The 20335-nt window shown below is 61.6% G+C and carries 18 protein-coding genes; 12 read left to right on the top strand and 6 right to left on the bottom strand.

Annotated features, from left to right (window positions below; translation table 11 throughout):
• Positions 1-90 precede the first annotated feature (90 nt).
• Positions 91-477 carry a MarR family winged helix-turn-helix transcriptional regulator gene (locus ACW9I6_RS13570; RefSeq protein ID WP_003207888.1) on the bottom strand — a complete coding sequence of 129 codons (387 nt, stop codon included), beginning with the start codon at positions 475-477 and terminating at the stop codon, positions 91-93.
• Positions 478-786: 309 nt separating this feature from the next.
• Between ACW9I6_RS13570 and ACW9I6_RS13565 the strand changes: the two genes are divergently transcribed.
• From ACW9I6_RS13565 to yghU, 4 genes are all read left to right on the top strand, one after another.
• Entirely contained in the window at positions 787-3975 is a 3189-nt protein-coding gene (locus tag ACW9I6_RS13565; RefSeq protein WP_008433261.1) for an efflux RND transporter permease subunit, read from the top strand.
• Position 3976: 1 nt separating this feature from the next.
• Positions 3977-5158, top strand: a complete 1182-nt coding sequence (locus tag ACW9I6_RS13560; RefSeq protein ID WP_457339429.1) for an efflux RND transporter periplasmic adaptor subunit — start codon at positions 3977-3979, stop codon at positions 5156-5158.
• A complete protein-coding gene (locus tag ACW9I6_RS13555; RefSeq protein WP_003207893.1) occupies positions 5151-6578 on the top strand; it encodes an efflux transporter outer membrane subunit in 1428 nt (475 codons plus the stop codon). The genes ACW9I6_RS13560 and ACW9I6_RS13555 overlap by 8 nt, the downstream gene beginning before the upstream one ends.
• Positions 6579-6711: 133 nt before the next feature.
• Positions 6712-7554, top strand: coding sequence for a glutathione-dependent disulfide-bond oxidoreductase (gene yghU, locus ACW9I6_RS13550; protein WP_457339428.1), 843 nt, complete (start codon positions 6712-6714; stop codon positions 7552-7554).
• A gap of 71 nt (positions 7555-7625) precedes the next feature.
• Here yghU and ACW9I6_RS13545 read toward each other — a convergent pair whose 3' ends face one another.
• The 3 genes from ACW9I6_RS13545 to ACW9I6_RS13535 form a co-directional block, all read right to left on the bottom strand.
• The gene (locus tag ACW9I6_RS13545; RefSeq protein WP_457339427.1) at positions 7626-8954 is read right to left on the bottom strand and encodes a cation:dicarboxylate symporter family transporter; all 1329 of its coding nucleotides are present in this window, start codon (positions 8952-8954) and stop codon (positions 7626-7628) included.
• A 91-nt stretch (positions 8955-9045) separates the two neighbouring features.
• Entirely contained in the window at positions 9046-10254 is a 1209-nt protein-coding gene (locus tag ACW9I6_RS13540) for a pyridoxal phosphate-dependent aminotransferase (RefSeq protein ID WP_177117518.1), read from the bottom strand.
• Between the two features lie 11 nt (positions 10255-10265).
• A complete protein-coding gene (locus ACW9I6_RS13535) occupies positions 10266-10931 on the bottom strand; it encodes an RraA family protein (RefSeq protein WP_134326042.1) in 666 nt (221 codons plus the stop codon).
• 117 nt (positions 10932-11048) lie between these two features.
• Between ACW9I6_RS13535 and ACW9I6_RS13530 the strand changes: the two genes are divergently transcribed.
• Positions 11049-11945: a LysR family transcriptional regulator gene (locus ACW9I6_RS13530; protein ID WP_008433274.1), complete on the top strand. Its 897-nt coding sequence runs from the start codon at positions 11049-11051 to the stop codon at positions 11943-11945.
• Between the two features lie 51 nt (positions 11946-11996).
• Positions 11997-12920 carry a LysR family transcriptional regulator gene (locus ACW9I6_RS13525; RefSeq protein ID WP_087692928.1) on the top strand — a complete coding sequence of 308 codons (924 nt, stop codon included), beginning with the start codon at positions 11997-11999 and terminating at the stop codon, positions 12918-12920.
• Here the strand turns inward: ACW9I6_RS13525 and ACW9I6_RS13520 are convergent.
• A complete protein-coding gene (locus tag ACW9I6_RS13520) occupies positions 12823-13527 on the bottom strand; it encodes a TetR/AcrR family transcriptional regulator (protein ID WP_177040510.1) in 705 nt (234 codons plus the stop codon). The two genes, ACW9I6_RS13525 and ACW9I6_RS13520, sit on opposite strands and share 98 nt — an antisense overlap.
• Before the next feature lie 124 nt (positions 13528-13651).
• Between ACW9I6_RS13520 and ACW9I6_RS13515 the strand changes: the two genes are divergently transcribed.
• From ACW9I6_RS13515 to ACW9I6_RS13500, 4 genes are all read left to right on the top strand, one after another.
• Positions 13652-14875 carry an MFS transporter gene (locus ACW9I6_RS13515; protein ID WP_177021319.1) on the top strand — a complete coding sequence of 408 codons (1224 nt, stop codon included), beginning with the start codon at positions 13652-13654 and terminating at the stop codon, positions 14873-14875.
• 112 nt (positions 14876-14987) lie between these two features.
• On the top strand, positions 14988-15368 hold the full coding sequence (locus ACW9I6_RS13510; protein WP_003207908.1) for a type 1 fimbrial protein: 381 nt from the start codon (positions 14988-14990) through the stop codon (positions 15366-15368).
• Positions 15369-15390: 22 nt separating this feature from the next.
• Positions 15391-16296: a LysR family transcriptional regulator gene (locus ACW9I6_RS13505; RefSeq protein WP_003207910.1), complete on the top strand. Its 906-nt coding sequence runs from the start codon at positions 15391-15393 to the stop codon at positions 16294-16296.
• Positions 16297-16412: 116 nt separating this feature from the next.
• On the top strand, positions 16413-17405 hold the full coding sequence (locus ACW9I6_RS13500) for an MBL fold metallo-hydrolase (RefSeq protein ID WP_457339426.1): 993 nt from the start codon (positions 16413-16415) through the stop codon (positions 17403-17405).
• 7 nt (positions 17406-17412) lie between these two features.
• Here the strand turns inward: ACW9I6_RS13500 and ACW9I6_RS13495 are convergent, their stop codons facing one another.
• Positions 17413-18336, bottom strand: coding sequence for a LysR substrate-binding domain-containing protein (locus tag ACW9I6_RS13495; protein ID WP_087692926.1), 924 nt, complete (start codon positions 18334-18336; stop codon positions 17413-17415).
• Positions 18337-18532: 196 nt separating this feature from the next.
• Here ACW9I6_RS13495 and ACW9I6_RS13490 point away from each other — a divergent pair, with 196 nt between their 5' ends.
• Positions 18533-19453, top strand: coding sequence for an ABC transporter permease (locus ACW9I6_RS13490; protein WP_003207915.1), 921 nt, complete (start codon positions 18533-18535; stop codon positions 19451-19453).
• 7 nt (positions 19454-19460) lie between these two features.
• A complete protein-coding gene (locus ACW9I6_RS13485; protein ID WP_008433279.1) occupies positions 19461-20324 on the top strand; it encodes an ABC transporter permease in 864 nt (287 codons plus the stop codon).
• The last annotated feature ends 11 nt before the right edge of the window (positions 20325-20335 follow it).

Raw genomic sequence — 20335 nt, 5'->3', positions numbered from 1 at the left:
AGCGTTTTGCTTACTTTTGCGCTGTTCAAAAGTGAGCCGCTGTAAGAGCGGAACCGATACAAGCCATCACCCAAATAACGGATATGCCCCCTAACCCAACAACGCCCGAGCAAACTCATCAGACGCAATAAAGTCCATGGCCTTGCGCAACTCGCAAGCCGCCTCAGCCCCAAACACCTCATCAAACCGCACCGCCATCTGCCTGGACACCACCCGCGCCTCTTCGTATTTACGCTGCCCCGCGTCGGTCAACAGCACCCGCCGGCTGCGGCGGTCCAACTCATCCACCCGCAACACCACCAGCCCATCCCGCACCAGCGGCTTGAGCGTATGCCCCAGGGCCGACAAATCCATCACCAACGACTGCGCCAGGTCGCGCATCTTCGGAGCGTCCCCATTGGCGATGTGGTTCATCAGCGAATACTGGGTGGCCTTCAGACCAAACGGCGCAAACGCCTCGTCATAGATCTGCGCCATACGACGGGACGCGCGCCGCACGGCTCCGTTGGAGCAGGTGCTCGGGCTATTCAGGACAGGCGGTGCGCATTTCACAGGCTGATCACTCGCTACAGATCAAGGGTTAACCGAACGTTAATCCGGCAAGATGAATATTGACACATGCTGCAACAAATTAGTTGCGTATGCCACTAAACGCTATATCGTGGCATATGCCTCTATTTTGACCGGATGTCAGTGCAGTTGGCCCGGAACACAGACGGGCGGGGCAGGAGGGAAGCGCTGTTCGGTACCTCCTTCAGTCATCAACTTCCTGTCTGGATCACATCTATGCTCAACCTCGTGCGCATCGCATTGCGGCGCCCCTATACCTTCCTGGTATTGGCTATTTTCATTCTGATTGTGGGCCCGCTCGCGGCCTGGCGTACCCCGACCGACATCTTCCCCGAAATTCGCATCCCCGTGATTGCCGTGATCTGGCAGTACACCGGCTTGCCGCCCGACCAGATGGCCGGCCGCATCACCTCGCCGTTCGAGCGGGTGCTGACCACCACGGTCAACGACATCCGCCATATCGAGGCGCAATCGCTGAACGGCTACGGCATCGTCAAGGTGTTCTTCCAGCCGGGAGTCAACATCAGTACGGCCAACGCGCAGATGACTTCGGTGTCCCAGGCCATCCTGCGTCAACTGCCGCCGGGCACCACGCCGCCGCTGATCCTCAACTACAGCGCCTCGACAGTGCCGATCGTGCAGTTGGCGTTGTCCGGCAAAGGCCTCAGCGAACAGAAACTCGGTGACCTGGGCCTCAACACCGTGCGCCTGATGCTGACCACGGTGCCCGGTGCCGCACTGCCATACCCGTTCGGCGGCAAGACCCGCCAGGTGCAGATCGACCTCGACTCCGCACGCATGCAGGCCCGTGGTCTCTCGGCGCAGGACGTGGCCACTGCCCTGGCCACGCAGAACCTGATCACCCCGGTGGGCACGCAAAAGATCGGCAGCTACGAGTTCAACCTGCAACTGAACAACTCGCCGACGGACTTCCACGACCTGGAAAACCTGCCGATCAAGACCGCCGACGGCACCACCGTGTTGATTCGTGACGTGGCCACGGTGCGTGACGGCAACCCGCCGCAGACCAACATCGTGCACGTCAACGGCAACCGCTCCGTGCTGCTGCCGGTGCTCAAGACCGGTTCGGCGTCGACCCTCGGGGTGATCGCCGGGATCAAGGACAAACTGGCCGACAACAAAGGCGCCTTGCCGCCCAACCTGAATATCGACCTGATCGGCGACCAGTCGCTGTTCGTGCGCTCGGCCATCAGCGGCGTCGCCCGGGAAGGGATCATAGCGGCCGCGTTGACCAGCCTGATGATCCTGTTGTTCCTCGGTAGTTGGCGCTCCACGGTGATCATCGCCACGTCGATCCCGCTGGCCATCCTGTCGTCGATTGCCACGCTGTCGGCGCTCGGCGAAACCCTCAACATCATGACCCTCGGCGGCCTGGCATTGGCCGTGGGGATCCTGGTGGATGACGCTACGGTGACCATCGAAAACATCAACTGGCACCTGGAACAGGGCAAGCCGGTGGAGACGGCGATCCTCGACGGCGCGGCGCAGATCGTCACGCCGGCGTTCGTGTCGCTGCTGTGTATCTGCATCGTGTTTGTGCCGATGTTTTTCCTGGAAGGCGTGGCGCGCTTCCTGTTTGTGCCGATGGCCGAAGCGGTGATCTTCGCGATGATCGCCTCGTTCATCCTCTCGCGAACCCTGGTGCCGACCCTCGCCAATTACCTGCTCAAGCCTCACGAACATCATGCGGACGGCACGCCAGTGGTGGCGCCGTCGAGCAACCCGCTGGTGAAATTCCAGCGCGGGTTCGAGCGCCAGTTCGAGGCGTTTCGCGGGGTTTACCACGGGGCACTGGAGAGTGCCTTGCACCACCGCCGTATCGCGGTGATTGCGATGCTGGCGTTCGTCGCCGTGTCGTTTGCGCTGGTGCCATTCCTGGGTCGCAACTTCTTCCCCGACGTCGACTCCGGGCAGATCCTGTTGCATGTGCGTGCACCGATCGGCACGCGGGTCGAGAGCAATGCGCGGCTGGTCTCGCAGATCGAGAACACCATTCATAACGTGATCGAGCCCCGGGAGCTGGCGGCCATCGTCGACAATATCGGCCTGGCCATCAGCGGGATCAACGTGGCCTACAACAACACCGGCACCGTGGGCTCACAGGACAGCGACATCCAGATCAGCCTGAAAGAGGGCCATCGTCCCACCGCCGAATACATGCGCGAACTGCGGGAGCGGCTGCCCCGTGAATTCCCGAATGCGGTGTTCTCGTTCCCGGCTTCGGACATCGTCGGGCAGATCCTCAACTTCGGTTCTTCGGCGCCGGTGGATGTGCAAGTCAGCGGCAATAACCTGCCCGCCAACTTCACCTACGCCAGCACGTTGCTGCGGGAAATCCGGCGGGTGCCGGGTGTGGTGGATGCGCGTATCCAGCAGTCGCGGCAACTGCCCACGTTCAAGATCGATGTGGACCGTACCCAGGCCCAACTGGTGGGCCTGAACGAGCGCGATGTGACCAACAGCCTGGTGGTCAACCTGGCGGGTTCCAGCCAGGTGGCGCCGACGTTCTGGCTCAACCCGGCCAACGGCGTGTCTTATCCGATTGTGATGCAAACCCCGCAGTACGGCCTCGACACCCTGGCCGCCCTGCATAACCTGCCGTTGAGCGGCAGCCCCGGTTCGGCGCAAGACCAGACCCTCGGCGGCCTGGCGTCCATCGAACGCAGCCACGCGAACTCGGTGGTGACCCAGTCGGACATCCAGCCGGTGGTCGAGGTGTTGACCGCAATTCAGGGCCGCGACCTCGGTGCCGTTGCCGCCGACATCCAGAAGATCATCGCCGCCCACGCCAGCGAAGTGCCCACCGGCTCCAAGGTGCTGTTGCAGGGTCAGGTGCAAACCATGAACGCGGCCTTCAGTGGCTTGCTGTTTGGCCTGCTTGGCGCGGTGGTGCTGATCTACCTGCTGATCGTGGTCAACTTCCAGTCCTGGGCTGACCCGTTCGTGATCATCACCGCCTTGCCGGCGGCGCTCGCGGGCATCGTGTGGATGCTGTTCATCACCCACACGCCGCTGTCGGTACCGGCGCTGACCGGGGCGATCATGTGCATGGGCGTGGCCACCGCCAACGCCATCCTCGTGGTGAGCTTCTGCCGCGAACGCCTGGCGGTGCACGGGGATGCGGTGCAGGCGGCGCTTGAAGCCGGCTTTACCCGTCTGCGCCCGGTATTGATGACCGCGATTTCGATGATCATCGGCATGGCGCCGATGGCGCTGAGCCTGGGGGAGGGCGGCGAACAGAACGCCCCGCTGGGCCGTGCGGTCATCGGCGGGCTGGCCTTCGCCACCATTGCCACGTTGTTCCTGGTTCCGCTGATTTTCAGTCTTGTGCACGGGCGGCGTCAGCACGCCACGCTTGCGACCACCGCCACTCAAGGGGTTTGACATGTCTGCTTCCGTTTCCAATCCGGGTTCGCCCCGCCGTAAATCCCGTGGTCTGCTCTGGCTGTTGCTCGGGCTGGTGGTCCTGGTTGCCGTGGTGGTATTCGGCATCGGTGTGCGCGCCAGCGAATCCCATGACCTGAAAACCTGGACCGATGCCCAGGCGTTGCCCAGCGTGATCCTGATCACCCCGAGCGTGCAGCCCCAGGGTCCGATCCTGAACCTGCCGGGGCGCCTTGAGGCGTACTCCCGGGCGTCGATCTTTGCCCGGGTCAATGGCTACCTCAAGACCTGGAACGTCGACATCGGCGACCACGTGAAGGCCGGGCAATTGCTGGCCGAAATCGACACGCCGGAGCTCGATCAGCAACTGCTGCAAGCCAAGGCCGTGCTGGCTTCGGCCCAGGCCGACGAGTCGCTGGCACAGACCACCGCCAAGCGCTGGCAGGCGATGCTTTCGTCGGACTCGGTGTCGCGCCAGGACGTGGATGAGCGCACCGGCGACCTGACTGCCAAGCAGGCCAAAGTGGTCGCGGCCAGGGCCAACGTCGACCAGTTGGTTGCCACCAAGGGCTTCCAGCGCTTGACTGCGCCGTTCGCCGGCGTGGTCACTGCACGCTCCACCGATGTGGGGGCGCTGATCAGTGCCGGTGGTGCCACCGGCAAAGAGCTGTTCGCGGTCTCCGACGTCAGCCGCCTGCGGGTGTATGTGCAGGTGCCGCAGTCGTCGGCGCCGCAGATCCAGGTGGGTACCGTGGCACGTCTGAGCGTGCCGGAGTATCGCGGTGAAACCTTCAACGCCAAGGTGATCGCCACTGCCGATGCGGTGAACGCCGCGTCCGGCAGCACCCTGGTGCAACTGTTGGTGGACAACCCCGGCAGCCGCCTGTTGCCGGGCGGCTACACCAGCGTGCAGTTCACCTTGCCGGTGCAGACCGACGTGCTGCGCCTGCCTGCCAGCGCCCTGGTGTTCGATGACAAGGGCATGCGCGTGGCGACCCTCGACGCGAATAATCATGTGCACTTCAAGACCGTGACCATCGCCCGGGACTTCGGTGACAGAGTGGAAATCGGCAGCGGCCTGGTCGCCACCGACCGCGTGATCGACACCCCGCCCGACGGCCTGGCCGACGACGATTCGGTGCAGCTGGCCGCCAATCCCGTGGAGGCCAAACCCCATGGCTAAGCGCACTTGCCTGGTATTGGTCGCGACCCTGGGCCTCGGTGCCTGCCACCTTGCGCCGCCGCTGGACGTGCCGGAGGTACCCATTGCCGCGCAGTTCCATACCCAGGGACCTTGGACCGTCGGCACGCCGAACGACCAGGCGAGTCGCGACGGTTGGTGGCACATCTACAAGGACCCGCAACTGGATGCGATGGAGCAGCAGTTGCTGCAAAGCAACCCGGACTTGAGCGCGGCACTGGCTCACTATTCCCAGGCCCAGGCGTTTTTGGCCCAGGCGCAATCCGGGCTGTTTCCAAAGCTGATCGGTTCCAGCAATGCCCAGCGCATTCGCCAGTCGGACACCCGGCCACTGCGCTCGGCCAGCCCGCCGAATGTTTACGATTCCGGGACAGTGGGGGTAGAGCTGGACTATGAAGTCGACCTCTGGGGCCGTGTGCGCGACACCGTTGCCGCCGGCACCAGCGACGCCCAGGCCGCCAAGGCCGACCTGGCTTCGGTGCGTCTGAGCTTGCAGGCGCAATTGGCCGACAGCTACATCCGCCTGCGTGGCATCGACCGGCAAGACCAGTTGCTGCAGGAAACCAGCGATGCCTATGCCAAGGCTTTGAGCCTGACCGAAGGCTTGCACGGCGGCGGTATCGTCTCCGGGCTGGACGTGGCGCGGGCGCGTACCCAACTGTCGACGGTCAAGTCGCAGCTGAGCCAGAATTTGGTGCAGCGTGCAGTGCTTGAACACTCGATAGCGGCGATGCTGGGTGAGTCCGCATCGACCTACGCGATTGCCCCAAGCGTCGCGGATATCGCCTTGCCCGGCGTGCCCACCGGTGTACCGTCTACGCTGTTGCAGCGTCGGCCGGACATCGCCGCTGCCGAGCGCCGGATTGCCTCGGCCAATGCACGCATAGGGGTGGCGAAAGCCGCCTGGTTCCCGGCCCTTACCCTGAGTGCCCAGGGTGGTTTCCAGAGTGATGAGTTCGCGCACTTGTTGAGCGCGCCCAACATTTTCTGGGCAATTGGCCCGTCGCTGGTGGGGACGATTTTTGACGGCGGCGCGCGCCAGGCCGGGGTGGACAGTGCCAAGGCGGCAACCGATGAAGCCGCAGCCAAGTATCGTGGTGTAGTGTTGACCGCGTTCGAGCAGGTGGAGAACAACCTGTCGATCATCTCCGGGCTCGACACCGCCCTGGTTGACCAGCGCGATGCGGCGGCAGCCGCGCAGTACGCCGAGGACTTGTCCCTGGCCCGCTATCGCCAGGGTGGCGCGGCGTACCTGGACGTGGTGACGGCGCAGGTAGCGTCGTTGCAGGCACAGCGCACGGTGCTGGATCTGCAGACTCAACAGTTAAGCGCCAACGTAGGGCTGATCAAGGCACTGGGTGGCGGCTGGAATATGGCCCAACTGGCCCAAAAGAACCTGTAGGAGCGAGCGTGCTCGCGAAGGTCGTCGACCACACCGCGGGCATCCTGAAAGAACACGGCACCCTCGAGTTTTTCGCGAGCAAGCTCGCGCCTGCCGTTAGTTGTTGTGAACATTGAATCCAAGGAGTAGTGGCATGACTGATTACGTACCGCCAAAAGTCTGGACCTGGAAGACCCAAAACGGCGGCACCTTCGCCAGCATCAACCGGCCCATTGCCGGCGCGACCCACGACAAGGAATTGCCGGTAGGCCGTCATCCGTTGCAGCTGTATTCGTTGGCAACGCCCAATGGCCAGAAGGTCACGATCCTGCTGGAAGAGCTGCTGGCCCTGGGTCACCAGGGGGCGGAATACGATGCGTGGTTGATCAAGATCGGTGACGGCGACCAGTTCGGTAGTGGCTTCGTCGGGGTCAATCCGAACTCGAAGATTCCCGCGCTGCTGGACCGTAGCGGGCCCAAGCCGATTCGGGTGTTCGAGTCGGGTGCGATCCTGCAGTACCTGGCCGAGAAGTTCGGCGCGTTCCTGCCCACCGAACCGGCGGCCCGTGCCGAATGCCTGTCGTGGTTGTTCTGGCAGATGGGCAGCGCGCCATACCTGGGCGGTGGTTTCGGGCATTTCTATGCCTACGCGCCGACCAAGATCGAATACGCCATCGACCGCTTCGCCATGGAAACCAAGCGCCAACTGGACGTACTGGACAAGCAATTGGCCGAGCACGAATACATTGCCGGGGATGAGTACACCATCGCCGACATGGCGATCTGGCCGTGGTACGGCGGCCTGGTGAAAGGCCGCTTGTATGAGGCGGGGGAGTTTCTCTCGGTGCAGGATTACAAGCACGTCGTGCGCTGGGCCAATGCCATCGAAGCGCGGCCGGCGGTGCGGCGTGGGCGCCGGGTCAACCGCGTGTCGGGCGAGCCGTCAGAGCAACTGCGCGAGCGGCATGAGGCGTCGGACCTCGACCTGCACCGTTGATAGAGCTGGCAACCCACACCTTGTGGCGAGGGGGCTTGTCCCCCGTTGGGCTGCGCAGCAGCCCTGAAAATTCACCGCGTTTTTTCAGGAAAATTCGGTGAGCTTATTGGGGCTGCTGCGCAGCCCAACGGGGGACAAGCCCCCTCGCCACAGGTTTCAGCGGTGCCTTCGCGGCGTTCCCACTTGGCAATCACCAGCGGTGCCAGGGCATTGCCCAGCACGTTCAACGCGGTGGTCGGCATTTCCATCAGGCGATACACCCCGGCGATGAAGGCGATGCCCTCCAACGGCAAGCCCGCACTCGCCAGGGTCGCCGACAGAATCACGAACATGAACCCCGGCACCCCGGCCGCGCCCTTGGATGTCAGCACCATGGTCACCACCAGCAGGGCCTGGTCGCCCAGGCTCAGGTCGATGCCATACAGCTGCGCCACAAACAGCGTGCCGATCCCCAGGAACAGCGACGCACCGTCCAGGTTGAACGAATACCCCACCGGCACCACAAAGCTCACCAGTGAAGGCGGCACGCCGTAGGTTTCGAGTTTCTTCATCAGTTGCGGCATCACCGCCGCCGAACTGGCGGTGGAGAACGCCAGAATCAGTTCGTCCTTGATATGTCGCATCAACGCAAACAGGTTGATCCCCCACAGGCGCGCGACCAGGTTGAGCACCACCAGCACGAAGAAAGCAATCGACACGTAGCTGACCATGATCAGCTTGGCCAACGGCAACAGCGAGCTGAACCCGAAGTTGGCCACGGTCACTGCAATCATCCCGAACACGCCGATGGGCGAGTAGGCCATGATCATCGACGTGACCTTGAACATCGCCTCCGACACCCCGCGCAGCAGGGCAATCACCGGGTCTTTGCGCTCGGCGGGCAAGCGCGAAACCCCGAGGCCAAACATCACCGCGAAGAACAGCACCGACAGCAGGCTGCCCTGGGCCATGGCGTTGATGACGTTGTCCGGAATGATCCCGACAATGATCTGCCCCAGGCTGTGGCCGCCGCCGGCGCTGCTGGTGGGCAAGGTCACGGCACTCGCTTGCAGGCTGGCCAGTTCGGTACCGGCACCCGGCTTGAGCAGGTTGCCCATCACCAGCCCGACGATGATCGCCAGGGTGGTGATGCAGAAGAAATAGCCCAGGGACTTGACCCCGATGCGTCCCAGGGATTTACCGTCACCGTGCCCGGCAATGCCCACCACCATGCAGGCAAACACGATGGGCACGACGATCATCTTCATCAGCTTGATAAAGATATCGCCCGCCGGTTGCAGCAGGTTGTCCACCAGCCACGGCCGGGATTCGGGAAAACGGTGCAGCAGGGCGCCGATGGCGATGCCGGCGAGCAAGCCGATCAGGATTTGCCAGACCAGCGCGATGCGGGGCTTGTGCATGGGAATGCCTCATTTATATCAATGATTATGAGTGTTGTTCTAGGCAGTCAATGAGCGGCCATCCCTGGCCGCCCGGTGGGGCGGGAATCCGTCAGCGCAATCGATGGCACGCTTCATTCAGGCGACGGCAACCTTCTTCAATCACGTCAAGCGAGCTGGCGAAAGACAGGCGGATATACGGCGACATGCCGTACGCCGCACCACTCACGGTGGCCAGGCCGTGTTCCCGCAGCAGGTACTCGGCCAGTTGTGTGTCACTGTCGATCCGCTCGCCGTGGGCGGTGGTCTTGCCCATCAGCCCGGCGACGTTGGCGAACACGTAGAACGCGCCATCCGGTGGCGTGAAGCTCACGCCGGGAATGTCTTCGAGCAGGCCCAGCATGCGTTCGCGGCGTTGCTGGTACACCTCGCGCATCCCGGCGATGGGCGCCTGGTCGCCAGCGAAGGCGGCAACTGCGGCAGCCTGGCTGAGGGAACTGGGGCAGGTGGTGGTTTGCGAAAGCAGCTTGGCAATGGCCGCGATCAGCCAGGCCGGGCCGGCACCGAAACCCAGGCGCCAGCCGGTCATGGCGTAGCCCTTGGAGGCGCCGTTGACGATCAGCGTGCGCGGCTTCAGGTCCGGTGCGAGTCGGGTCAGGGAAACGTGGCGGGCATCGTCGTAGACGAAGTGCTCGTAGATCTCGTCCGCCATGATCAGCACATGGGGATGGCGCCGCAGCACCGCGGCCAGGGCCAGCAGTTCGGCCTCGTTGTACACCGCGCCGCTGGGGTTGTTCGGGCTGTTGAGGATCACCCATTTGCTGCGCGGGGTGATCGCTTGTTCCAGGGCCTGAGGCGACAGTTTGAACCCCAGTGACTCGTCGCCGGGAATGATCACCGGCGTCGCGTCATTCAGCCGTGCGATGTCCGGGTACGACACCCAATACGGCGTGTGCACGATGACTTCGTCGCCGCGATTCAGGGTCGCCGCCAGGGCGTGATAAATGATGTGCTTGCCACCGCACCCGGCGATCACTTCGTCCAGCCCATAGTCCAGCTGGTTGTCGCGCTTGAGCTTGAGGCAGATCGCCTGGCGCAGGGCGAGGGTGCCGCTGGTGGCGGTGTAGTGGGTGTCGCCACCGTGCATCGCGGCGCTGGCTGCTTCGAGGATATGCGCGGGTGTATCGAAGTCCGGCTCGCCCACGGTGAAGTTGACGATGTCCCGGCCCTGGGCGCGCAGTTCGCTGACCAGTGCATTGGCGGCGATGCTCGGGGAGGGCGCGATGCCCAGCACCCGGTCGGACAGAAAGGCAGTGCTCATGATGACTCCCCTCAGCCTGCCAGGCCGGCCTGTTGCAACACCTTGTCGATCCAGCTCTGGCGCACTGCACCGCTGGCGATTTCGGCTTTGACTTGCTCTTCATGGGCCGCGTGTTGCGCGGCCTTGCGCAGCACTTCGGCGGCGTCGGCCTGGGAGAAGGCGACCAGGCCGTCTTCGTCACCCACCAGCACATCCCCCGGGTTGATCAGCATGCCGCCGATGGACACCGGCACATTCACCTCGCCCGGGCCGGTCTTGTAGGGGCCGCAATGCACCACGCTGCGGGCGTAGCAAGGGGTGTCTTCGAAGCTCGCGACATCGCGAATCGCCCCGTCAATCACAAACCCCACGCAGCCGCGTTGCTGGGCGTAGAGCTTGACCAGTTCGCCGATCACCGCGTTGTTGGTGTCGCCCTGGGCGTCCACCACCAGCACGTGGCCCGGCTCCAGCATGCTCAAGGCCTTGTAGATCAGCAGGTTGTCGCCGGGGCGGGTTTTCACCGTGAGCGCGGTGCCCACCAGCTTGCCGGTGCGGTTGTAGCGGTTCAGCCCACGGGCGCCGATGTGCCGGCCGAGGTTGTCGCTGATGTGCGGGGTGACCACGTGAGTGAAGGCTTCGAGCACTTCGGCAGAAGCCAGCGGCGGGTTGGGGAGGATGCGGGAACCGGGCAAGGACATGGCTGTAACTCCGATTGATCTTATGGGTCTGTGGCTAGATCTTAGGAGTGATGAACATACAGTTTTAGCGATATTTTATTATCTGATAGGATCGCTTTTTCTCATGGGAGATAGCCGATGATCACGTTCAAGCAAATCGACGCGTTGTACTGGATTGCCGAGCTGGGCAGTTTCGAGGCGGCGGCGAACAAGCTGAACATGTCGCAGTCGGCGATTTCCAAGCGCATCCAGGAGTTGGAAGAAACCTTCGATGTGGAGATTTTCGACCGCAGCAAACGCAATGCGCGGTTGACGGAAAAGGGCGCCGAGTTGCTCGACTACGCCAAGGACCTGCTGGAGCGTCGTGACTACATGCTGGAGCGGGTCAGCACCCGTGAAGTGCTGGTGCGCAGGTTTCGCCTGGGGGTGACGGAATTGACGGCTTTCACCTGGTTGCCGGCGCTGGTGGAGGCGTTGCGCGAGGCCTATCCCAAGGTGCAGATCGAGCCGTCGGTGGAGTTGAGCAGTGAGCTGTTTCGCAAGCTGGAGAGTGATGAGCTGGACCTGGTGATCGTGCCTGATGCCTACAGTGATTCGCGCTTCCTGAGTACGCCGCTGGGCAGTGTGGAAAACGCCTGGATGTGCGCACCGGGGTTGGTCAGCGAGGCTGATCCGGTGGGGCTTGAGGCATTGGCCGGGTATACGGTGTTGACCCAGGGTTCGCACTCGGGGACGGGGCTGATTTATGAGCGCTGGTTGGCAGCGCATGCTGTGCAGATGCCGCGCAAGTTGACCAGTCATAACCTGTTGGTGCAGGTCGGGCTGGCGCTGTCGGGGGTGGGGGTGAGTTATTTGCCCAAGGGGTGTTTGTCGCATTTGATCGAGCGCGGGGAGCTGCGCGCGCTGGTTACGGAACCGGCGCTACCGAGGGTTGGGTATGTGGCGTTGCATCGCGGGGATCGGCAGTTTGGCTTGAACCAGAATGTGGCGCAGTTGGCGGTGCAGTGTTGTGATTTTTCGCGGTTGTTGTTTTAGTTTTTCGAAGCAGTGAGCGAGTCCTTAACGACCTACCCGGTGTAATCCATCATGAAACGCCATTTCGAAGATTTGCAGCTGGGCAGCATCGAGCTGTTCTGCCTGGCCGCCGAGGCCAGCAGCTTTACCGCCGCCGCCCAGGTGGCAGGCGTGACCCCGGCGGCGGTGAGCCGCAGCATCTCGCGGTTGGAAGAGCGCCTGGGCTCCCGGCTGTTTGTGCGCACCACCCGCAGCATCCGCCTGACCGATGGCGGCCGGACATTTTTCGAGCAATGCCGCCAGGCGCTGACGCAACTGGTGGAAGCCCAGCAGGAAATGATGGGCGCGCAATCGGTGCCGTCCGGGCTGTTGCGCATCAGCATCCCGACCACCTACGGCCATCACCGGATCCTGCCGCTGCTGCCGAAATTCCGTGCGCTGTACCCGCAAGTCAGCGTGGATATCCACATCAGCAACCGCAACATCGATTTCGTCGCCGAAGGTTATGACCTGGCCATTCGCGTGCGGGCCCAGCCGGACTCGACGCTGATTGCGCGGTTGCTGGAAGACGCCAGGCTGGTGGTGGTCGCGACGCCGGCGTACCTGAAGCGTGCCGGCACGCCCCAGGCCCTGGAGGATTTGCCGAACCACGAGTGCATCCAGTACGAATTGCCGAGCAACGGGCGGCGCATTTCCTGGCTGTTCCAGGTGGACGGCAAGGAGCGGGAGTTTGCCGGGGAAGCAGGCTACAGCTGCTCTGACGATGTGCTGGGTGGCGTAACCCTGGCCAAGCACGGCGCGGGGTTATTCCAGACCTACAAGTTCATCGTCGAGGAGGAATTGGCCAACGGCAGCTTGGTGGAGGTCTTGCAGCCTTACGGCGGGCGCTCACGGCCGTTTACCTTGCTGTATCCCCATGGCCGCTATGTGCCCCATCGGGTGCGGGCATTTGTGGATTTTCTGCTGGAGCATCGCGCCGAATGGGCGGCGCTGTAGCGGCGGATAAGTCCCAGGTCAGCATCAGTTGGCCGATGGCAGTATCGATGGCATCAGCGTCGACGCCATCCCGGGCGAGGATCGACACACCCTGCAGGAAACTGTCGTAGACCGTGGCCATGGCACGGGCGTTGGTCTCGGAGGGTAACTGGCCCGCCCGGATGCCGCGCTCGACACAATGCACGATGCCCGCCCGTGTGCGCTCTCGCGAATGGGTCAGCCCATGGGTGACTTGTGCGTTCTCGGGGGAGGGCGCGCTCATCACGCCCAGGGCTACCATGCAGCCTTTGGGATGCCCCTCTTCACACTGCATGCGTGCCGATTGGCGCAACGCCGTCTCGATGGCCTGGCGCGGTGGCAGGCTGTCATCCCACAGGCATTCGGTGACCTGGGCGAACGTCGCCAGATAACGCTGCACGCACTCCTGGAACAGCGCGTCCTTGGAGCCGAACGCCGCGTAGAAACTCGGCGCGGAGATGCCGCCGCCCAATCCGGCTTTCAACTGGCTCAGGGACGTCGCGTCGTAACCGTGCTGCCAGAACAGGTGCATGGCCTGTTCCACGGCCTGGTCGCGGTCGAAGGTGCGGGGGCGGCCCATCTGTGCCATGTGGAAATCCTCTCGGGTGATGAGATAAATACTAGTCGATACATAAGTCGTTGACAACGCTGCGTGGGTCGCCCAACATTTATATCGATCGGTATTTAAGTTCTCTCGCTCAAGGAGTTTCCCTGTGACCCCCTCAACCACCTTATCGGCAGACGCCGTTCCCGACCGCTTGCCCGTCGGCGCCTTGCTCGCCCTGGCCATGACAGGTTTCATCTGCATCGTCACCGAAACCCTGCCGGCGGGCCTGTTGCCGCTGATCAGCGATGGGCTGGGAGTTTCAGCGTCCATGGCCGGGCAGATGGTCACCGCGTATGCGCTGGGCTCGGTGCTGGCGGTGATCCCGCTGACCATCGCGACTCGCGGCTGGCGTAGACGCAATGTGCTGCTGCTGACCATCGTCGGTTTTCTGCTGTTCAACTCCATCACGGCGCTGTCCTCCCACTACGGGCTGACGTTGCTGGCGCGGTTCCTCGCCGGGATGGCGGCGGGGCTGGCCTGGAGTTTGTTGGCCGGCTATGCGCGGCGCATGGTAGAGCCACATCAGCAGGGCAAGGCGTTGGCGCTGGCCATGGTAGGAACGCCGATTGCCCTGTCACTTGGCGTACCGCTGGGCACCTGGCTGGGTGGGCTGGTGGGCTGGCGCACCACGTTCGGGATCATGTCGGCACTGACCCTGGTGCTGATTGTCTGGGTGCTGGTGAAAGTGCCGGATTATCCCGGCCAGTCGGCCCATCAGCGCATGCCGTTGCGCAAGGTGCTGACCACGCCGGGCGTACGGCCAGTGCTGGCGGTGGTGATCTCATGGATGCTCGCCCACAACATTCTCTATACCTACATCGCGCCGTTTGTGGCCCCGGCGGGCTTGGTGGACCGTGTGGATCTGGTGTTGTTGGTGTTTGGTATAGCGGCGCTGCTCGGGATTTGGGTCACTGCCCGGTTGGTGGATGTGGCGTTGCGCAAGACGGTGCTGGTCAGCCTGGCGGGCTTTGCGGCGACGTGTTTGGCGTTTGGTTTTCTGGCGCAGGTGCCGGGCGTTATTTACCTCGGCGTGGCGGTGTGGGGCTTGAGTTTTGGCGGCGCTGCGACGTTGCTGCAAACCGCACTGGCGGATGCTGCCGGAGATGGGGCGGATGTTGCGTTGTCGCTGAACGTGGTGGCATGGAACAGCGCGATTGCCGGAAGCGGCGTGGTGGGTGGCGTGTTGCTGGATACCTGGGGCGTGGCGTCTTTCCCATGGGCAATGTTGGTGTTGCTGGCGGCGGGCTTCGCGATTGTGTGGTGCGCGCGACTCCATGGCTTCAAGCCGGGGCACCGGGCCCACGGTAAACCTGTGGTTGGCGGGCACTGATATTTCCAAAGTCTTTGGAAAAACCGCTTCTAACATCAGACAAATCTTAAAATAACCTGCTGCTCGGCCGATATCCCGGGGCATAGGCTTTATCACCCCCGGGAGTATCGGCATGCGCATCAAGAGAATGTCTGCAATCCATGTTGGCCTGTTGTTCAGCCTGTCCGGTGCCTGCATGGCCGCGAGCCCGGTGGGGCAGGGAGTCATCTCGTTTCACGGCAGCATCGTCGAAGCGTCTTGCACACCGCTCGCCGTGGCCAACGGGATGAAACTCAACAATTGCCCTACGTCCGCACGCGGCAGCGCCATCAGCGTGCGCAGTGTGCAACCGGTGGGCTCGGTCACGGCCCTCGACCACAGCGCCGTGAACGTGAAGCTGGTCGCCGACAGTGGCCGGGGAGACCGCTATTACCAGCAGCAATATGCGTTGGTGGATGGCCAAGGGAGGCCTGTGACGTCGGGGCAGTATCTGATTACATTAACGTCACCTTGAGAGATGGCAGTGGATCAACCCGATGAACCTGACTGGACACAACCTCGCGCTCCTGACTTCCCTCAGCGTCTTGCTTGAGGAGAGGAACGTCACGCGGGCGGCGGCGAAGCTCAACCTGACGCAGTCGGCGTTATCCGCGCAGTTGTCACGGTTGCGTGACCTGTTCGGCGACCCTTTATTGATGCCTGCTCAGTCCGGAAAAGGCATGGTGCTGACAGCACGTGCCGAACATTTGCGTCAGCCGTTGCGCCAGGCGTTGCAGGTACTGGGGACGGTGGTCGGTGACCTTCCATGCTTTGATCCTGCCAAGTCGGACCGGACCTTTGTGATTGGCGCGAACGATAACGCCGCTGCGATCGTCGCGCCCCGGCTGGTGCAGCTTGTGCAGGCTGCGAGTCCTGGGGGCATCCGGGTTTCGATACGTGCGATCGACCAGGTGTTGCTTGGCGATCAGTTGGAAAGCGGCGAGATTGACGTCGCGCTGGTATCACACAGCCGTATCGGGAACCTGTCGCACGAGTTGCTGCTGCAGGAAGAATTCAAGATGGCCCAGCGCGCCGATCACCCTCGCGGATCCGCGCCACCAACGCTGGAGGAATACCTGGGCCTGGAGCATGTGGTGGTGTCGGGTGCCGTGAACAGCTTTCACGGTTTTATTGATGATGTGCTCGCGCAGAAGGGGCGTGCGCGCCGTGTCGCGGTGTCGGTGCCTTACTACAGCATCGTTCCATTGCTGCTGCAGAACAGCGACTGTGTAAGTGTGCTTCCGTCCCGTTTCCTGAGCCGTTATGAGCGCTCGCTGGCGGCCCTTGCTCTGCCCCTCGAGGTGCGCGACTTCAGTTTGTTCTCTGCCTGGCATCCACGGTTCGACAAGGACCTGGCACATCTCTGGTTGCGCGAACAACTCAAGCTCTGCGTGCTTTCCTGACGACATCAGGCCCTGGCAGGTATCTACGCCACACATACCTGGCATGCGGAGTTTCGATTTCAACTATAAAAAACGCTTGAATAGGATGCCGCCGATTCCAACTGGAGAGCTGCACCATGACCAAGCTGACATTTACCCGCGTGTTGAATTACACGGCCCTTGCTGCTGCCCTGGCACTGGGAGCCATCGCGGCACCGGCGGTGGCAGTTGCCGCCGCGCCCCAAGTCAAAACCCAGGCCCCTGGTTACTATCGCACGATGCTTGGAGATTTCGAGGTCACCGCGCTGAGTGACGGCACCATCGATGCACCGTTCGACAAATTGCTGAATGAGCCGGCTGCCAAGACCACTACCGCACTGCGCAAGGCGTTCCTCGGGGTGCCCACCGAGACCTCGACGAACGCGTATCTCGTCAATACCGGCACTCGGCTCATCCTGATCGATACCGGCGCTGGTGCGCTCTTCGGGCCGACCCTGGGCAAGCTCGCGGCCAACCTGCAGGCAGCCGGCTACAAGCCGGATCAGGTCGATGACATCCTTCTCACGCACATGCACCCGGACCACGTGGGTGGGCTGGTTGCCGAAGGGGTGATGGTGTTTCCGAACGCCACGGTACACGCCGACAAGCGTGACGCCGATTACTGGCTCTCGCCGGCGAGGCTGGAGCCTGCCTCGGCCGACGCCAACAGCTTCGTACCCGAGTTCGCGAAGGGTGCAATGGCTTCCTTGAACCCGTATATCGCGCTTGGAAAGTTCCAGCCTTTCCAGGGCAGCGGGGAGATCCTGCCGGGGTTCAAGGCGCTGTCCAGCTATGGCCATACCCTGGGGCACACCAGCTACCTGGTTGAGAGCAAAGGCCAGAAGATGATTGTCGCCGGTGATCTGATCCACGCCGGTGCCGTGCAGTTTGCCGACCCGTCGGTGACTATCGAGTTTGATACGGACAAGAAAGCCGCCACCACTGCCCGCGAGACCGTGTTCAGCCTGGCTGCGAAAGAGGGCGCGCTGGTCGGCGCGGCGCACCTCTCGTTTCCCGGCCTGGGGCATTTGCGTGGTCAGGGCGCCGCGTGGCAATGGGTGCCGCTGAATTACTCAACCGAACTGAAGTGACTCGCGATTAGTACGCTTCACGGGGAATCATGGAAATAAACTCCGACCTGAAGATACCTTCCATGACCTGCATGAAATCCGAGGCGAGCTTGGAGCGCTGCTGGTGACCCGGAAATACCATCGAAACCTCGAAGGGTATGTCCTGGTCCAGCGGTCTGAACGTAAGGCCCGGGTATTTCGAGTAGGAGGCGGTGAATGGATCACACACGGTGATGCCGAGCCCCCCGGACACCATTCCGCAGGCGGAGTGCGCGGCGGTGGTTTCAACGCTGGAGACGCCTGCAACACCCCGAGCCTCCATGGCTGATGTGATGCGTCGCTGCAAAGGATTGTTGGCGTTCAGGGTAATCAGGCGTCGCCCGTGCAAATCCTCCAGGGTCACCACGTCTTTGGTGGCCAACATATCGTTGGCCGGCATCACGCACACCGCGCTGATGGGTGGCAGGTTGATCACCTGGATCCCGGGATATTCCCCTGAAGGAATCTGCACAAAACCAATATCGATCTGGTTGGCAGACGTCAGTTCCAGGATGCCCACCGAGTTGCGCACATCCAACGAGGTTCTGACCTCGGGGTGCTTTCGCGCGAATCGGCATACCCCCTCAGCCACCACACTGAGCCCCAGCGTGCTCATTGAACTGATCCTCAATGTGCCGGTGCGCAGCGTCACAAGGTCCTCTGCAACCCGCTCGATGCGTTCTATGCCTTGATAAAACTTGTCCACCTCCGCGTACAACACCTGTGCTTCCGCCCCGGGAATGAGGCGATTGCCTTCACGGCGAAACAGTCGAAGGGAAAGGACAATTTCGAGGTCGCGGATGAGCCGGCTGATGGCCGGTTGACTGACCTGAAGTGCCTCGGCGGCGATAGTCATGCTTCCGGTGAGCATGACCGCCCTGAAAGCTTCCAATTGGCGAGGATTGAGTTTCATTGTGGCTCTCGATCGAATGTTGGAGGGCGCATTTTTGCGAGCGTATAACATTTTGTTATGTGCGTCCAACCTGTTACCGGTTTGCTATAAGCATGTAACGGCGCGATGATTTAGTTGCGTGGTTTTACCAAAGAAAAGCCGTTCCCGTTATTAATATCGGGTGCCGCTTAAGTAAAAATAAAAAAGAGGATAGCGCGTGCTGAATTATACCGTCCGCAGGTTGTTACTTCTGCTTCCGATGCTGCTGGGAGTCTCCATTGTGGTCTTCCTGGTCATGCACTTTATTCCGGGAGATCCTGCGCAGCTGGCAGCAGGTCCGGATGCAACAGCGGAAGATGTTGCGCAAATAAGGCAAAACTACGGATTGGATAAGCCGCTAATCAATCAATACCTTATTTATGTCAGGAAAGTTGTCGTGGGTGATTTTGGCGAGTCATTCCAGACATTCACGCCCGTGCTCGAAGGTATAGCCAGAACTCTTCCCGCCACGATTGAACTGACCGCTGCCGGAATGTTGCTTGCCGTCATCATTGGCGTTCCCCTCGGTATTGCGGCCGCTTTGAAGCCCAGAGGCTTCCTTGATAGTTCGCTGACCACCGTTGCAGTTCTGGGCATATCAATGCCTGGCTTCTTTCTGGGGCTGATATTGATGCTGATCTTTTCAGCCAACCTCGGATGGTTGCCGCCGACCGGCAGAGGCGGGCTGCAACACCTGATATTACCGGCCTTGACACTTGGTTTGCCGTATGTTGCAACTTTTTCACGGCTGGCCCGATCCACCATGATGGATGTGCTGAGGGAAGATTATATTCGTACTGCCTATGCGAAAGGTGTACCGAGTTACAAGGTAGTACTCAAGCATGCACTTTCCAATGCGGCCATTCCATTGGTGACAGTATTCGGTATGGACTTCGGCCGGTTACTGGGTGGCGCGGTTATTGTCGAGACAGTATTTGCCTGGCCGGGAATGGGGCGGCTCTTGATTGATGCAATCATGGCTCGGGATATTTATGTCGTCCAAGGCACAGTTCTTGTGTTTGCCGCGGTGGTGGTAATTATCAACTTAATGGTGGATTTGGTTTATGGCGTCCTCGACCCTCGCGTCACTTACAACTGAGGCCGATATGAAACTTCCGAAAAAATATCGGTTGGGCTTTGTCAGTTTCCTTATTTCCAATAAGCGCTGGTTCGCGTTTGCTTCATTGATCGTGATCCTGGTGATGGTTGCTGCGGCGATAGCTGCCCCTTTGTTGTTTGATTGGGATTCGGTCACCAAGATCAACTTATCAACGTCCCTTGTCGAGCCCGGTGCAAGTTCCTGGCTCGGCACGGACCAATTGGGCCGTGACTTGTTGGGTCGAGTCGTGTGGGGGGCACGAATTACGCTCACCGTCGCAGTTTCAAGTGTCAGCATTGCGATGGTCATTGGCATCGCTTTAGGTGCGGCGTGTGGCTATTACAACGGCGCCATCGCCGGGGTGGTGATGCGGGTCATGGACTCGATGATTGCATTTCCCCGGACACTGGTTGCCATTCTGGTCATCACGGTGGCGGGCAACAGCATAGTAAGCCTGACACTGGCCATCGCCATTTCAACGATCCCGATTTACGTGCGTTTCTTTGCCGGGCCGGTCATGGCATTGAGAAACCGCGAGTTTGTATTGGCCTCCAAGTCGATTGGCGTCAGCGATCTGCGGCTGCTGCTGATACATATCCTGCCGAATATCGGTTCGCTGGTCATTATCCAGGCCACCGTCTCGCTGGCTGAAGCAATCCTCATTGGTTCCGGGCTCAGCTTTCTGGGGCTTGGCCCGCCGCCGCCCACCCCGGAGTGGGGCTCGATGATTGCCGAGTCGCGGCCGTTATTGACCACCCATCCCTACGTATTGATTGCGCCCGGATTTGCACTGGTTTTGACCATATTGAGTTTCAACATTGTGGGGGATGCGTTGCGAGACTACATCGACCCGAAATCACGTAACGCATAAATGAGTTCGGC

Source organism: Pseudomonas sp. SDO5522_S412, assembly GCF_054071215.1.
Note: the sequence above shows the minus strand (reverse complement) of the source record. Positions and strands in the feature narration are given on the sequence as shown.

What these genes read in the sequence shown, in the direction of transcription:
- ACW9I6_RS13570 (WP_003207888.1), bottom strand. Translation starts at nt 477, where the DNA reads ATGGCGCAGATCTATGACGAGGCGTTTGCGCCGTTTGGTCTGAAGGCC.
- ACW9I6_RS13565 (WP_008433261.1), top strand. Translation starts at nt 787, where the DNA reads ATGCTCAACCTCGTGCGCATCGCATTGCGGCGCCCCTATACCTTCCTG.
- ACW9I6_RS13560 (WP_457339429.1), top strand. Translation starts at nt 3,977, where the DNA reads ATGTCTGCTTCCGTTTCCAATCCGGGTTCGCCCCGCCGTAAATCCCGT.
- ACW9I6_RS13555 (WP_003207893.1), top strand. Translation starts at nt 5,151, where the DNA reads ATGGCTAAGCGCACTTGCCTGGTATTGGTCGCGACCCTGGGCCTCGGT.
- yghU (WP_457339428.1), top strand. Translation starts at nt 6,712, where the DNA reads ATGACTGATTACGTACCGCCAAAAGTCTGGACCTGGAAGACCCAAAAC.
- ACW9I6_RS13545 (WP_457339427.1), bottom strand. Translation starts at nt 8,954, where the DNA reads ATGCACAAGCCCCGCATCGCGCTGGTCTGGCAAATCCTGATCGGCTTG.
- ACW9I6_RS13540 (WP_177117518.1), bottom strand. Translation starts at nt 10,254, where the DNA reads ATGAGCACTGCCTTTCTGTCCGACCGGGTGCTGGGCATCGCGCCCTCC.
- ACW9I6_RS13535 (WP_134326042.1), bottom strand. Translation starts at nt 10,931, where the DNA reads ATGTCCTTGCCCGGTTCCCGCATCCTCCCCAACCCGCCGCTGGCTTCT.
- ACW9I6_RS13530 (WP_008433274.1), top strand. Translation starts at nt 11,049, where the DNA reads ATGATCACGTTCAAGCAAATCGACGCGTTGTACTGGATTGCCGAGCTG.
- ACW9I6_RS13525 (WP_087692928.1), top strand. Translation starts at nt 11,997, where the DNA reads ATGAAACGCCATTTCGAAGATTTGCAGCTGGGCAGCATCGAGCTGTTC.
- ACW9I6_RS13520 (WP_177040510.1), bottom strand. Translation starts at nt 13,527, where the DNA reads ATGGCACAGATGGGCCGCCCCCGCACCTTCGACCGCGACCAGGCCGTG.
- ACW9I6_RS13510 (WP_003207908.1), top strand. Translation starts at nt 14,988, where the DNA reads ATGCGCATCAAGAGAATGTCTGCAATCCATGTTGGCCTGTTGTTCAGC.
- ACW9I6_RS13505 (WP_003207910.1), top strand. Translation starts at nt 15,391, where the DNA reads ATGAACCTGACTGGACACAACCTCGCGCTCCTGACTTCCCTCAGCGTC.
- ACW9I6_RS13500 (WP_457339426.1), top strand. Translation starts at nt 16,413, where the DNA reads ATGACCAAGCTGACATTTACCCGCGTGTTGAATTACACGGCCCTTGCT.
- ACW9I6_RS13495 (WP_087692926.1), bottom strand. Translation starts at nt 18,336, where the DNA reads ATGAAACTCAATCCTCGCCAATTGGAAGCTTTCAGGGCGGTCATGCTC.
- ACW9I6_RS13485 (WP_008433279.1), top strand. Translation starts at nt 19,461, where the DNA reads ATGAAACTTCCGAAAAAATATCGGTTGGGCTTTGTCAGTTTCCTTATT.